The 14,022-nt window shown below is 36.3% G+C and carries 13 protein-coding genes; 1 reads left to right on the top strand and 12 read right to left on the bottom strand.

Annotated elements, in window-relative coordinates; genetic code table 11:
* Window positions 1-17: 17 nt before the first annotated feature.
* The 4 genes from BP18_RS09360 to BP18_RS09375 all read right to left on the bottom strand — a co-directional run bounded on the left by BP18_RS09360 (window position 18) and on the right by BP18_RS09375 (window position 5,204).
* Entirely contained in the window at window positions 18-1,688 is a 1,671-nt protein-coding gene (locus tag BP18_RS09360) for an FAD-dependent oxidoreductase (RefSeq protein ID WP_029276660.1), read from the bottom strand.
* 1 nt (window position 1,689) lies between these two features.
* Window positions 1,690-2,007: an ArsR/SmtB family transcription factor gene (locus BP18_RS09365; protein ID WP_007721868.1), complete on the bottom strand. Its 318-nt coding sequence runs from the start codon at window positions 2,005-2,007 to the stop codon at window positions 1,690-1,692.
* Between the two features lie 159 nt (window positions 2,008-2,166).
* Window positions 2,167-4,308, bottom strand: a complete 2,142-nt coding sequence (locus BP18_RS09370) for a type IA DNA topoisomerase (RefSeq protein WP_007721869.1) — start codon at window positions 4,306-4,308, stop codon at window positions 2,167-2,169.
* Window positions 4,309-4,418: 110 nt separating this feature from the next.
* Window positions 4,419-5,204 carry a hypothetical protein gene (locus BP18_RS09375; protein WP_029276662.1) on the bottom strand — a complete coding sequence of 262 codons (786 nt, stop codon included), beginning with the start codon at window positions 5,202-5,204 and terminating at the stop codon, window positions 4,419-4,421.
* 293 nt (window positions 5,205-5,497) lie between these two features.
* Here BP18_RS09375 and BP18_RS09380 point away from each other — a divergent pair, with 293 nt between their 5' ends.
* A complete protein-coding gene (locus BP18_RS09380) occupies window positions 5,498-6,376 on the top strand; it encodes an aldose 1-epimerase family protein (protein WP_029276664.1) in 879 nt (292 codons plus the stop codon).
* A gap of 91 nt (window positions 6,377-6,467) precedes the next feature.
* Here the strand turns inward: BP18_RS09380 and BP18_RS09385 are convergent, their stop codons facing one another.
* From BP18_RS09385 to BP18_RS09420, 8 genes are all read right to left on the bottom strand, one after another.
* The gene (locus BP18_RS09385) at window positions 6,468-7,547 is read right to left on the bottom strand and encodes a Gfo/Idh/MocA family protein (protein ID WP_029276666.1); all 1,080 of its coding nucleotides are present in this window, start codon (window positions 7,545-7,547) and stop codon (window positions 6,468-6,470) included.
* A gap of 85 nt (window positions 7,548-7,632) precedes the next feature.
* The gene (locus BP18_RS09390) at window positions 7,633-8,499 is read right to left on the bottom strand and encodes a sugar phosphate isomerase/epimerase family protein (RefSeq protein WP_029276668.1); all 867 of its coding nucleotides are present in this window, start codon (window positions 8,497-8,499) and stop codon (window positions 7,633-7,635) included.
* Complete coding sequence (locus tag BP18_RS09395; RefSeq protein WP_029276670.1) at window positions 8,441-9,514, bottom strand: Gfo/Idh/MocA family protein; 1,074 nt, start codon at window positions 9,512-9,514, stop codon at window positions 8,441-8,443. The genes BP18_RS09390 and BP18_RS09395 overlap by 59 nt, the downstream gene beginning before the upstream one ends.
* Before the next feature lie 45 nt (window positions 9,515-9,559).
* Window positions 9,560-10,735 carry a Gfo/Idh/MocA family protein gene (locus BP18_RS09400; RefSeq protein WP_029276672.1) on the bottom strand — a complete coding sequence of 392 codons (1,176 nt, stop codon included), beginning with the start codon at window positions 10,733-10,735 and terminating at the stop codon, window positions 9,560-9,562.
* A gap of 3 nt (window positions 10,736-10,738) precedes the next feature.
* Window positions 10,739-11,647, bottom strand: a complete 909-nt coding sequence (locus tag BP18_RS09405) for an AraC family transcriptional regulator (protein WP_029276673.1) — start codon at window positions 11,645-11,647, stop codon at window positions 10,739-10,741.
* Between the two features lie 273 nt (window positions 11,648-11,920).
* Complete coding sequence (locus BP18_RS09410; protein ID WP_007721878.1) at window positions 11,921-13,264, bottom strand: PTS galactitol transporter subunit IIC; 1,344 nt, start codon at window positions 13,262-13,264, stop codon at window positions 11,921-11,923.
* 4 nt (window positions 13,265-13,268) lie between these two features.
* Window positions 13,269-13,718, bottom strand: coding sequence for a PTS sugar transporter subunit IIA (locus BP18_RS09415; protein WP_007721879.1), 450 nt, complete (start codon window positions 13,716-13,718; stop codon window positions 13,269-13,271).
* Window positions 13,719-13,728: 10 nt separating this feature from the next.
* Entirely contained in the window at window positions 13,729-14,013 is a 285-nt protein-coding gene (locus BP18_RS09420) for a PTS sugar transporter subunit IIB (protein WP_007721880.1), read from the bottom strand.
* Between the last annotated feature and the right edge of the window lie 9 nt (window positions 14,014-14,022).

Below are 14,022 nucleotides of genomic sequence, written 5' to 3' on the forward strand. Positions count from 1 at the left end.
AGCTTTTTTTATTGATTTTATTTTTTCAAACCTATCATTCTAATGTAACTTTGATAATTTTTATTCCCACCAGACAAATTATATACTTTTTTAAATCCACTATTAAGCAATATGTTTTGAGCAGCATTTCCCGTGACCCCTTTATTGCAATAGACAATGGTGGTAGGGGATTTATCCAACTCTTTACTTCTTTCTCTTAGTTCAGCGAGTGGAATATGAATAGCTCCTTTTACATGGGCTTTTTCAAAATCTTTTTTTGAACGCGTATCAATAATTTGCAAAGCTTCATCATCCCGTTGACGATTTACTAAATCTGCCGGTGTCATCAGTGGATTGCTTTTCAATGCATTGTCTAAAGCCATTCCAGTATAGAGAACCGGGTCTTTAGTTGTGGCAAAAGGTGGTGCATAAGCTAAATCCAAATGGAACAAATCTTCTGCTTTAGCTTTAAACGTTATGGCGGTTGCAATCACATCAATTCGTTTGTCGACTCCACCTTGACCAATGGCTTGCGCTCCCAGAATGCGGCCCGTTTTCTTATCGGCTAAGGCTTTAATGGTCAATTCTTTTCCGCCCATATACTCTGCATGATCTGGTTTGATATTGAATAAAACTTCAATCTCATAGCCAGCTTTCGCTGCGTCTTTTTCGGTCATTCCGGTATACCCAACATGCCTATCAAAAATTCTAAAAATCCCTGTTCCCAAGATACCGCGGTGTTCTAAATTCCCACCAGTAATCACATCACCTGCAATGCGACCCATTTTATTAGCCGTTGTTCCAAGCGGGCGATACATTGGAGTATTGGTCAAAAGAGAATAACTCTCTGCTACGTCTCCCACTGCATAAACATCAGGAATGTTGGTCTGCATTTGATGATTGACTGCGATAGCACCGGTTTCTCCTATATTCACACCGATTTGTTCTGCCAATGCAGTATTTGGACGAACCCCAGTCGCTAGAATAACCATATCCGTTTCGATTTCTATCCCTTTGGTCGTGGTTACTCCAGTAATGGTTTTTTCTGTTTCGACAATCGCATGCACTGTATCGTCAAGAATCAACCGAATCTCTTTTTCGCGTAAGTAACTTTCTACTCGAAAAGCCATGTCTGGATCCATTTGCGGCATAATGTGTTTTCCTCTTTGAACTACTGTCACTTCGATTCCTAAATTTTCTAGCTGTTCCGTCATTTCTAAGCCAATAAAACCGCCTCCGATAATTAGCGCTTTTTTAGGTTGTTTACTAGCAATAAAAGTCGTGATATCTCGGTCATCTTGAATATTTCTAACTACAAAAGTATTTTGGTAGTCTTTTTGGTCAAACGGAACAGGAATAATAGGTGTTGCTCCGGTCGCAAATACCAACACATCATAAGTATCTTTTTTACTTTCCCCAGTTACTTTATTTTCAACCAGTAGCGTTTTTTCATTAGCATTCACATGAGTCACTTTATGTTCCGTATAAATATCTACATTGTATCTTTTCTTGAACCATACAGAATCACGTGGCGTCAATTCTTCAATTGTTGCGACTTCTCCACCAATTTGATAAGGAATGCCGCAGACAGAATAAGAAATATCCTTCCCTTGATCGTAAACTGTTATCTCAGCTTCTTCTGTATTTCTTCTAGCTTTAGCTGCTACAGAAGTTCCCGAAGCAACCGATCCAATTATGACAATTTTCATCTCATTTCTCTCCTTGTCCCTTTACTTCTCCGCCAATAGACGTCGCGCTGGCTGAGGCGAGTTTTAGCGTATCCGTTACCAATACAGTCATTATATCTTCATTTAATGAGTAGTAATGCCATGTTCCTATTTTTTCTACTGTTACCAACTCAGCAGTCACTAACACTTTTATATGATGAGACAAAGTAGGCTGTGTAAAATTAAATTGCTCCAGAATAGCGCAAGCACATAACTTGCCGTTAGAAAGCATATCTACTATTTTTACCCGTTTAGGATCAGATAAAGCTTTCATCACTTTTGCATAAGAATTATAGTCCACATTTAGACCTCTTTTCTTCCATTTTGCTTCCTTACTAATATAGATGATATTCTATCTATGTGCAACTTTTTCTTTGCAAAAAGACCCCAAGTAATAGTGAACCCACTCACTATTACTTGGGGTTTCATTTCAAAATCTCTTCATACTAATGTTTAGCCTTTATTTATCCGTTTTTTTATAGGGCTTAAACATTACCTTATGCTCCTCATTCACTATAAGAGCAGCTGAAAAAGTCTCGCCTGTTTTTTTCTTGAATCCTTTTAACAACGATGTTTCTTTTGTCTTTAATAGTTTTTTTATTGTTGCTTCAGATAATGTTTTTCCTACATATCTTTTTGGCAATGTGAAGGTACAGCCGTTACTGTATCCACTACAACCATAAAATTTCCCTTTATCTATTATCGACTGGCCGCATGCAGGACAAGTTCCAATTGTCTGCTTTGTTTGACTAATCGTTTGATTCATACTCGTTATACGAGTAGACCAGTCACTGCTTTCAATTACTTGAGCGCTTGAAGCCAATGTATGGTCGATAAATTTTTGAATATTTTCCAAAAATGCTTCTTGAGTGCCTTCTTCTTTCTTTATTTTCTTTAAATAAGTTTCCCATTTGGCTGTCATTTCAGGACTGCTTAATAAGGTGTTTTTTACTGCTTGACACAGTATCGCTCCTTTTTGGGTAACCGTCACATCGTTTTTTTGAATCTCAATATAGTGTTGTTTTTTAAGTGTCTCAAGAACATTCGCTCTGGTCGCTTCTGTTCCAATCCCTTCAGTGGCTTTTAGGATTTCTTTTTCTTCCACATTTTCCAGTTCTTTACCACAAGTCTTCATAGCAGTGATTAAGGTACCTTCTGTGTAAGATTTTGGTGGTGCTGTAAACCCTTCTGAAGTAGCTAAATCTGCTTCAATTGCTTCATTTTTTTGTACTAAAGGCAATTCTGTATTTTCTTCTTTATCTGTTTTCTTACTAGCAGCATACTCCAACTTGCGCCAGCCTTTATCCAGAATCGTTCTTCCTTTACTTATAAAAGGGAGCTTTTTAATTTCTACCGTGATGGTGGTTTCATCATATTTATAGTCTGTTTCAAACATCGCCATTGTCCGCTTCAAAACAGTATAATAAATTTCTTTTTGAATGGATGTCAACTTGTCTAACTCTTTTTGCGTGGGTACTTTTTTAGTCGGAATAATAGCGTAATGCTCTTGAACTTTTGAACCATCTACATACCGTTTTCGTTTACTTGTATTCGGCTGTTCTATGGTATAATTCAATACACTTTGATAACCGTCAATTCTTTCTATCAAGTAATGAAACTCTGAATCAGTAATATGCCGGCAGTCGCTTCGTGGGTAACTGAGCAATTTAGCTTCATAAAGCGATTGGACATGTTTCAATGTATCTGATGGGCTCACTTTATATTTTTTATTTATCAAACTTTGCAAGTCACTTAAGGAAAACAAAAACGGTGAAGGCTGTGAAATGCGTTTCGTTCCGATATCAGAAATCACTCCAGGATTGCTAGCTAGTAATTCATGTTTTTTGATTAGATCTTGTAATTCTTTTTTTGTTGGAAATTTTTTGTTATATTTGGCTTTAAATGACCCTTTTTCAGCTTTTATTGTAGCGTGCATTTCAAAAAAAGGTTCCGGGATAAAATTTTCAATCTCTTTTTGACGAGTATAAATCATATAAAGGGTTGGTGTTTGAACACGCCCCACGCTAAATACCCCTTCATTAATGCCTTTTTTTTGCAGCGAAAGAGTGTACATGCGCGATAAATTAATACCCACTAACCAGTCGCTTATTTGTCTTGTTTGAGCTTCAATGTAAGCAGAATAAAAGTCTTTTCCATCTCTTAAATCAGAAAATCCTTTTTGTATCTCATCCGCTTCAAGTGAGTTGATCCACAGACGTTTAATTTCCTTGTTATCTGCTTTTGCTTGGCTGATGATTGACCGCGCAATATTTTCCCCTTCGCGATCGCTATCAGTAGCGATCACGATTTGGTCTGCTTCTTTCAACAGTCTTTTTATGATATTAAACTGTTTGCTTTTGCCTTGCCCAACTTTAAATTTAAACGTTTGCGGAATAATGGGCAGTTCTTTCATATTCCATTTTTTCCATTCATCTCTATATTCTTCTGGGGAAGCCAATTCGACTAAATGTCCGAATCCCCAAGTAATGATATCATTGGATGGATTTAAAATAATATACCCATCTTTTTTTGAAAATTTTCCAAAAGATTCAGCATACGCTTGTGCCTGGGAAGGTTTCTCTGCTAAGATAACCCGCTTCATATTTATCACTTCCCCAATCTTTTCACTTAATTCGCTCCTACAAATGATTCTTCATTTTAGTTAATTATTTCACCAGTTCAATTCACTTGGTAGATACTACTTTTTATTCGTTAGACTGGATAGCGAATATATGCTTTTTGTTTATCAATACCTTTTTTAAGATCACTTTTCGCTTTTTCCTTATTCAATGCAATCATTTTTTCTTGATCATCCACTTCAATAAGCGCTAAAGAACGGCGGTTTTCTTCCACTTTAGCAACATTATCTGTGATTTGAGTAACAAATATCCGTTGATCACGTGATAAAGATTTCCATTCTTTCGTTTTCATCAGATAATTAGAATATACGCGCAATGCGTTATTTCGATCTAATAATAGCGATAATGTTTCATATTGGTAAAGATTGACCCAATTGGCTATTTCAATATTATGGTCAATATCTTTTTGCATTAATTGCTCTCTCTGCAATAGTTCATCGTAATAGCTTTTGTAATCATTGGTCAACTGATTAAACTTCTGTTGTAAATCCCACAGTTGTTCAAAAGCTTTATGACCTTCATTTACGGTTAAATCTGTTGAATTTACCGGTATTTTTAGGGGTTCCGTATAGTAAGTAATGTCTATTTTTAGATGTTCACCGCCAACCTTAAAAATATTTGTACTAGTATCTGAAAAAAGTGATAATGAAGATTGAGCTATTTCTGCTTCTTCTCTCGTTTCTTCCCCTACAGTTGTTAAATAAGCTGTCGCTTTTGCGGTATTATGCACTGTAAATCCAGCCATGTAGTACGGTTTTCCATTTACTTCCCAAAAAACGGGATTTACAAATACACCTTCATACCACTTAGCTAATTTCTTTGCTTTCTTAATCAATAATTTCTCTGTTTTTTTATCCATTTTTTTCCTCCATAGTGTAATAAAACGTTAGGATTAGACACTATCCATTTTTCATTGTATCTATACAAAGTATAAAGAATTCTTTCTATGTCCGCAAATCAAACCTAATCCTTCTACCGGTTTCTCACTTTGTCTTTCTTACGATAAAACCAGCCTTTTCTTCTCATTTCTCGGGCTATTTGTAGTATATTTAGATTAATTTACTTGCCCTTATTAATAGCTTTTTAGGATTATTCATTGGAACATGACCCTGCATCAGCAGAACATAAAATAAACGTACTGGAGGAAAACAAATGTTAACATTAGAAAACGAACAATTATTTGTTGAAATAGCAACAAAAGGAGCTGAACTACAGAAAATTTATAATAAACAAGAAAACTTTGATTACCTATGGACTGGAGACCCTGATTTTTGGGGAAGTCATGCACCAAATTTATTTCCTATTATTGGTCGCTTAAATGACTATAAATATACTAAAGATGGCAAAACTTATGAACTGCCACAACATGGATTTGCGAAAGACCTTGAATTTGAAGTAGCGGAAGCTTCTGATATAAATGCAGTTTTTGTATTAAAATCAACGGACGAAACAAAAGCAATGTACCCGTACAATTTTTCATTAGTCATTAGTTATAATTTAGAAGGCTCCGAGCTGAAAACAACTTATCAAGTAACAAATGAATCAACTGAAACTATGCCTTTTTCAATTGGTGGTCACCCTGCATTCAACATTCCAATGAACGGAGAAGGTACTTATGACGACTATACATTGAGAATTGAGCCTAAAAAAGAAGTGAATTACTTCGAAAGTGACCCTGTACCTTACCGAAGTGGAAATAAGAAACCATTTAAAAATATGAAAAATGGTGTTTTAAATATGAATCACGAAACCTTCCGTGATGGATTGATTATTATTGATGAACCAACTATTGAAACGGTCACATTAGCTTCTCCTCAAAATAAACATGGAGTAACAGTAGATATTTCAGATTTCCCCTACCTATGCTTATGGACCAAAGAACAAATGGATGCACCCTTTATTTGTATCGAACCATTTTATGGGCTGCCAGATGTTATAGGAGAAATTGGAAAACTTGAAGAAAAAGAAGGCATTATCTTACTAGAAGCAAATGAACAAAAAGAAGTTTCTTTTACGATTACAACCTTTTAATCGTTCCATTAAAACGCATGGAATAGAACGCAATATAAAAAGCTGCAGCGAAAATCCTTTATTAAGGAATCTCGCTGCAGCTTTTTGTTTACTATTTTGTTGGGATAACCAGCGCTTTTTCTTGTGTGATCAAACACAATTCTTGCGCTTTAAAAATATGTTCTTGTGTCATAGCATTTTCTGTTCGATGGATACAATCTTTAATCATTTCACCAAAGAATGGGAAGCCTACTTCTCCCGTTAAAGAATAGTGTTTTTCTCCTTCTGCGGTGACTAGGTACAAATGATCCCCAGTTTCTTCACGAGCAACATCTAGATATTTACGAACTTCGATCGTTCCTTTTGTTCCGGTAATAAAGACGCGTCCATCACCCCAAGTGTTCAATCCATCAGGAGTAAACCAATCGACTTTAAACATAAAAGTAGCACCATTTGCTCCAAGTAAAGTCGCATCGCCATAGTCTTCTAATTCTGGCGTATCCGGATTCGCGTAGTTTCCTACTTTACTGTGCAGTACTTCCGCATCTTCATTCCCAGTAAAGTATAAGAACTGTTCTATTTGATGACTTCCAATATCACAAAGGATCCCGCCATATTGTTCTTTATCGAAGAACCAGTCAGGACGTTTTTCTTTGTCTAAACGATGTGGACCAAACCCCGTTACTTGAATAACCTCGCCGATCGTTCCATCTTTAATTAATTGACCTGCAAATACAGCTCCTTCAACATGAAGACGTTCACTGAAGTAAACCCAAAATTTTTGTCCGGTCTCTTTTACAACACGCTTGGTTTCGTCTAACTGTTCCATAGTGGTAAAAGCAGTCTTGTCTGTAAAATAATCTTTCCCAGCTCTCATTACTCGGTTTCCTAGTTCACTCCGTTTGTTCGGAATTGCTGCTGCTGCAACCAAATGGATCTCTGGGTCTTTTAAGATTTGCTCTAAAGATTCAGCAACTTGTGCATCCGGGAATTGTTCTTGATAGGCCGCTACTTTCTCAGGATCTGGGTCGTATACCCATTTTAACGTAGCTCCTGCTTCTAGTAATCCATTTGTCATCCCGTTAATGTGCCCGTGATCTAAAGCTACTGCAGCAAAGTTAAATTCGCCTTCTTTTACTACACGATTGATTTTTCCTTTTGGAGCATAGTTCATACCGTCTTTACTAGCCATTTCATTCGCTTCCTTTCATGCATCACTCAATAGAAAAGAGAGCTAGGGATAAATCCCTAGTCTCCTTAGTTAGTCAGTTTGTTGGTTAAAATAAATCTGCATACCCAATTTTTTTCAGGTAGTCACGTGATTCTGCTAAACATTCAAACGGATCGCGTCCATATTGGTCATCTTGTTCGACCAATAAGTAACGTGCACCACTTGCAATACTTTGTTCGATAATCGCTGGCAAGTCTAATGTCCCTTGTCCCAATTCAGCAAATTCGATATTATTCGTGAAGGCATGCATGAAATCTCCGGCGTTTCCTTTTAGTATCTCATCTACCGCTTCTTGTGGAACAGGTACGATACGGTAATCTTTTAAGTGAACTAAATCCACTTTTCCAGCATACTCTTTCAATACTTCTACCGGGTTGCGTCCACCACGTTGTACCCAGTGAACATCCAATTCTAAACCTAACAATGGTGCTTCCTCACGGATAATGTCTAACAAGTAACGCCCATCGTATTTTACAAATTCAATGTGGTGATTATGGTAGTACAATTTGATTCCTTGTTCTTTCATTGTTTCTGCTACTGCGTTTGCTTCATGGCAAAATTCTACAACTTTTTCCAAAGAAGCCATCGCTTCAAATGGCAGCATGCCGATGCGAACGATATCTGTGTTTAACGTTTTGCAGTCTGCAATGATTTTGTCCAAATGAGTAGATAAAGATTCTTGTCCTTCCATCATTGGTTTCAATCCTGCTGATAAAGAAGCAATTTCCATTCCGAATTCCTCAGAAGCACGTTTGATTTCTGCAACATTTTCTGGAGTCATGTCTACTTGAGAGATCTCCACTGCGTTATATCCTAATTCGTTTATTTTCTTTAGCGTTTCATAAGGTCCTAATTCACTGAACTGCTTCTTCAGTGTGTACCCTTGTACCCCGATTTTCACTTGTTGTCCCATATAAAAGCTCCTCTCTTTTCACTCGTTGTGCGTTTCCAGTATTTTTTGACGAACGATCCATCATTTCAATCATTTCCATTGTTGGAATGGATTCTCTTACATGTACGTAATCTTCGGTATTATCCAAAATGCTCTTGTAAAAACGTTCAATCAAAATCCGATGCCCCATTCCATAGTAAAATTTCGATCCAGGAATGCGATCATCTTCTACTATGACTTCTTTCCGTCCATTCTCATTTGTAAAGTATAAACGGCTATCTTTAATGGTGAATTTTTCTTTTTCAGTAATCACTTGTAATTCCACTGAAGAGTTCTCTGTATAAGCGTTGGTCGCATGGAAGAAAGCTTTTACTCCAGATTGAAAACTGAAGGTGGCACTAGCCGTATCTTCTACCTCAATAGCGTAATCCGTCAAATTAGACAGGGACGCTCTACAGCTCTTCAATTCTCCAGCAATCAATTGGATCAAATCTAGTGTGTGAATCGATTGATTGATGATCGAACCGTATCCGGCTTCTAGTTTCCGTCCACGCCATGGTTTTGAAGTATAGTAACTTTCTGGTCGAAACCACGTGACTAAACCTTTGATAGACGTGATTTCTCCAACATCATCATTTTTAAGGATATCTACTAATTTCATAAAGCTCTTATTGTAGCGGTTCTGAAAACTAACACAGATTTTCCGATCCGTACTTTCTGCTAATGCAAGCTGTTGCAAGGACTCTTCATAATTTATGGCTACTGGTTTTTCCAAATACACATGTGCCCCATACTTCACGCACAATTCTGTACTCGGTTGATGTAAATAATGCGGCAAACAAATGTGCACCACATCCAGTTGCATCTTTTTCAACATCGCTTCCGTATCACTGAAGAAAGGAAACTCCATCCATTCACTTTTTTTATCCGGATCGCTATCGCATACCGCTACTAACTCTCCGTATTCACTAGCATTAATGGCATTCACGTGAATAGGAGAAACTTCTCCTAATCCTATTAAACCAACTCTTAGCATACACATTCTCTCCTTGCATTGCTTCTTAGTTCACTAATGATTTTTTTATGAAGATGTTCTTTCAGAAAATTTGCCTTCTTCACGGATCCGTTTGTTCAATTCTTCCAAATACAACTCTTCATCTAACTCTTGTAAATTAACTTCTTTGCCTGTCCAACTTGATAAGTGGATTGCATTTGCTAAACGAACTCCTTTGATTCCGTCTGATCCAGGTGCTAATAATGGCGTACCATCAAGAATGTTAGCCGCAAAGTTCTCTAGCACACCTGAATGTTGTTCGCCCCATGCACTATCAAACTTAATTGTCTCAGTTGTATATAACTCTTCAACATTCATTTGTCCCATAAATAATTTAGCAACGTCTTCCATGCCCATATTTTCGCTTAATTCTGTTTCATCTTTTTTTAGACGTGTAACAGTAGCAGTCAAACTATCTTCAACCACAATTTTTCCTTTATCGCCTAATATTTCAAAACGATCGGTTCCAACAATATCATGAGTCGAAGTAACAAAGACACCTGTTGCGCCGTTACCATAGTCTACGACTGCAGTTACTTCATCTTCAACAGCGATATTACGCTTAAATCCATAAGCAACTTTGGAATAAACAGATTCAGGAACACCACAAATCCATTGCCATAAATCTAATTGGTGAGGAGCTTGATTGACTAAAACGCCTCCGCCTTCTCCACCCCAAGTTGCTCTCCATTCGCTTTGATCGTAATAAGGTTGCGGTCTCCACCATGTAGTGATGATCCAACTTGTATGACGCACTTTACCGATTTCACCATTGTCCATGATTTCCTTCAGCTTTTTATATAAAGGATTATTGCGTTGATTGAACATAATTCCAAAAGTCAATTCCGGTTTCATCGCTGCGTAGTCATTTAATTCTTTGACTTGAGCCGTATAGACGCCTGCTGGTTTTTCAACTAAAGCATGAATATCGTGTTTTAAAGCTTCAATTCCCATTTCTGGATGCAAGAAATGCGGCACACAAGTGATGATTGCGTCTACCTTTCCACTTTCAAGCATTTTAATATAATCCTCATAAAACGGAACACCTGTGTACTGCTCTTCAACTAATGTTTTTTTACTTAAATCGATATCACAAATTGCCGCAATTTCCATATTTGGTACCATACCGTCTTTAATAAACTTTGCATACATTGATCCTTGTGTTCCGATACCTATAATTCCTAATCTAACTTTTTTAGTCATTTGTCATTCTCCTATCATTCTAGTGTATTTGTATAATTTTTTCTTCCTATATTCATTCGGGGTCATACCAATTTTCTTCTTAAAAAAACGATTAAAATGTGCATCACTTTCAAAACCACATTCTCTAGAAACCTCTTTGATTGTTTTATTTTCTCCTGCAACTTCAATCAGGTATTTCGCTTGTATCAGCCGATAATCCATTAAGTATTGCATTACGGTGTAACCGGTAGACTCTTTAAACGTATGTGAAATGTACGAAGAGCTCAAATTCAGTGCTTTTGAGATATCTTCTATAGAAATGGCCTCTTTAAAATATTTTTGGAGGTAAGAAGCAATTTTCTCTACATATAAATACTTACCTTCATTCCCTTTATCTAACACCAACATTGTTGTTTTCTCTAATTCATGAACTTTAAAAAGCAATTGAATTAACAAAATTTTTGCTTTGGCCTCTGCTTTTGCTTCATTGTCCACCTCTGTTGCTTGAGATAATAGTGACAACTGATTGATTAATCTTTCAATTTCAAGAGTTTCTTTTACATTTGATGTGTGAAATAGCCCATGATGCAACTGACTAAAAGTATCAAATAAAAAAAGCGCATCCAATTCTTGCAAAACTGGTAAAATCCATTCTGGTGAAAAATGAATCATGCTTCTTTCGTATAACTCTTTGTTCCCCGTTACATGTGCCTTATGCAAATCTAGACCATCTAAAAACAGCATATCTCCGGGTTGTAGATCATATATTTGATTATTAATCAAATACTTGCATTCTCCTCCATAAAAAAAATAAAGTTCGTATTGTTGATGAGAATGAAACTCTAAATCTGCCACTTGTCCTTTCACATGAGAATAAGCAACTAAAGATAATTGATAGTTCATTTTTTGGTTCTTGTTTGAATGCCCTTTCATTATACGATTCCTCCTTGGTTATTACATTATCTAATCGTGTCCATTTGCAAGCAGATAATTGACTGAAACTGCTTTCTATTTCAGTGTAGCATATTATTAGCCCGTTAAGAAGAGAATCCCTTCTCTATAAGAATGGTTTCACAGTGTTTGGTTCTTTGCGCTTTTTTTAGCCATACGACGTCTAGGAAAAAGAAAAAAACACCCTTACACAACAGAAAATTCTCTTGAGTAAGGGTGAAGTTATTGTCTTCTTTTTATCAATATACGCCTTGCTTATGCTTCTTCGATTTTATCTTCTTTTATAATTAGAACTCTATTCCAATACATTAACACTATCGCAACAACTGAAGAGATTGCTACACCAATCCATTTGTATTTTGCAATCTTTACAATTACAAATGGTAACCACGAACTGCCATAATCAATACTTGAAATTAAACTTGATCCTTCTGGGACAGAAAAGTTTGCTGCAGCAGCCGCTTGTGTAAAGATAGGAGCAATATTTGTTCCTATTAAAAGTCCTCCGGAAACGATTATGATTCCGACCACTAACGTTCTGAAGAAATCTCCTTTACATAGTGGAGCAATTAAAACAAACATAAAAGGTAACCCAGCTAAACTTGCAAATGGAAGAAATTCATTTCCAGGAATAAGGAAAGCTAATAATATAGTTATCGGAACCATCACAAGTGAAATGGTTAAAGTAACGGGGTTTCCTACACCAACAGCTGAATCTAAACCAATATATAGTTTACTATTCCCTTTAAATTTTTCTTGAATTTTTTGTTGGACGGTTTCACTGATTGGCATTAACCCTTCCATCAATACAGCTGCCATTTTGGGAGTTAAAACCAATACAGCTGCCATAACGATTGCAAGATTTAATGAGCTTTTAATATCATATCCGGCCACTATCCCTAACAAGATACCTACCAATGTTCCTAAAATTGCTGGATCTCCAAATATTCCAAATCTTTTTTGAAATTCTTTTTCATCTAATTTTATTTTGTTGATTCCCGGTATCTTATCCATAATTGCATTCAATACAAACGCAATTGGAGCAAATGAACCTGTGAAAGCATGTGGAATTGATATTCCAGGCAATCCTAATTCTCTCTCTACCATTGGTGCTGTTCTATCTGCTATAACCATAATAATGATCATATTGATTGCTGCCATAATTAGGCTGACGATAATGTCATTTGTGATCAGATATACCATTGAACCTGTAAAAGCAAAATGCCAGTAGTTCCAAATATCTACGTTTATTGTTTTGGTAGTCTTAGTGAAAAGCATAAGTAAATTGACAACGATACAAACTGGGATTATTAGTACCCCTATTGCTGAACCAAATGCGATTGCACTTGCTGCAGGCCAGCCTACATCAAGTACTCGTAAGTTTAGCCCAAAGTTTTGAACCATTTGTTCCGCTGCTGGTCCTAAATTGTCAGTCAATAAAGAAATAATGACATTTAATCCTGTAAATCCTATCCCGACCATTAAACCTGATTTTAATGCTTTACCAAATTTAACACCTAAAACCAAAGCAAAAACTGTAAAAATGATTGGCATCATTACTGCTGCACCTAAATCAACTAAATAATTCAATATCCCCATATTGTCACTCCTTCATTTCTTTATTTATAGTTTCTAATATTTGAATTTTGCTTTCAGACTGCAATAAAGCATTAACAAATTGCTTATTTGAAAATAAACCCATTAAATTACTTAACACTTGAACTTGGCTTTCTTTTTCCTTCACTAATAAGAAAAAAAGCAATTTAACCGAAACGTCGGCATCACCAACCATTTCCTTAAACATAATGCCCTCATCTAATTTAACAACTGCAATTGCTTGTTTTTTGATGTGCATCGCATCTGTATGTGGTATTGCGATACCACATACTTCTGTTTGTAAACCTGTTGGATATTTGATTTCTCTTTGCTTCAGTGCTTCTTGGTAACTATCATAAACGTATTCATTTTCCAAAAGATCTTTTGAAATTTGATTAAAAAGATCATCTTGTGAGCTGTAACTTTCATTTATATATATTAAGTCTTCTGAAAACATTATATTCCTCCTATAACTCTAACGTCTTAATTACGTCATCAATTATTTTATCTATACCTATCCCTGTGATTAAACCTAATCCTGAAATAACAGGCACGCCATAACCCGTCCCACCTTGTGCTGTTGTTACGATTAAATCGTGCCCACTTACCATTGAAGGTAGTTCAGCCAATGAAGTTTGTGTAAATGTTACAGAATCCGCTTTACCTCTAGCTTCCATACCATCTTTTAATTTTCTTAAAGCTACCGTACTAGTTGCGATACCTGCTCCACACGCTACAATTATTTTTTTCATTATTTTTTC

The sequence above is a fragment of the Carnobacterium jeotgali MS3 genome, assembly GCF_000745125.1.
In the GTDB taxonomy this organism is placed as follows: domain Bacteria; phylum Bacillota; class Bacilli; order Lactobacillales; family Carnobacteriaceae; genus Carnobacterium_B; species Carnobacterium_B jeotgali.

Excerpts from the sequence above, each read along its gene's own strand:
- BP18_RS09390 (WP_029276668.1), bottom strand. The coding sequence starts at position 8,499 with ATGGGACAACAAGTGAAAATCGGGGTACAAGGGTACACACTGAAGAAG.
- BP18_RS09420 (WP_007721880.1), bottom strand. The coding sequence starts at position 14,013 with ATGAAAAAAATAATTGTAGCGTGTGGAGCAGGTATCGCAACTAGTACG.
- BP18_RS09370 (WP_007721869.1), bottom strand. The coding sequence starts at position 4,308 with ATGAAGCGGGTTATCTTAGCAGAGAAACCTTCCCAGGCACAAGCGTAT.
- BP18_RS09380 (WP_029276664.1), top strand. The coding sequence starts at position 5,498 with ATGTTAACATTAGAAAACGAACAATTATTTGTTGAAATAGCAACAAAA.
- BP18_RS09400 (WP_029276672.1), bottom strand. The coding sequence starts at position 10,735 with ATGACTAAAAAAGTTAGATTAGGAATTATAGGTATCGGAACACAAGGA.
- BP18_RS09410 (WP_007721878.1), bottom strand. The coding sequence starts at position 13,264 with ATGGGGATATTGAATTATTTAGTTGATTTAGGTGCAGCAGTAATGATG.
- BP18_RS09375 (WP_029276662.1), bottom strand. The coding sequence starts at position 5,204 with ATGGATAAAAAAACAGAGAAATTATTGATTAAGAAAGCAAAGAAATTA.
- BP18_RS09395 (WP_029276670.1), bottom strand. The coding sequence starts at position 9,514 with ATGCTAAGAGTTGGTTTAATAGGATTAGGAGAAGTTTCTCCTATTCAC.
- BP18_RS09415 (WP_007721879.1), bottom strand. The coding sequence starts at position 13,718 with ATGTTTTCAGAAGACTTAATATATATAAATGAAAGTTACAGCTCACAA.
- BP18_RS09405 (WP_029276673.1), bottom strand. The coding sequence starts at position 11,647 with ATGAAAGGGCATTCAAACAAGAACCAAAAAATGAACTATCAATTATCT.
- BP18_RS09385 (WP_029276666.1), bottom strand. The coding sequence starts at position 7,547 with ATGGCTAGTAAAGACGGTATGAACTATGCTCCAAAAGGAAAAATCAAT.
- BP18_RS09360 (WP_029276660.1), bottom strand. The coding sequence starts at position 1,688 with ATGAAAATTGTCATAATTGGATCGGTTGCTTCGGGAACTTCTGTAGCA.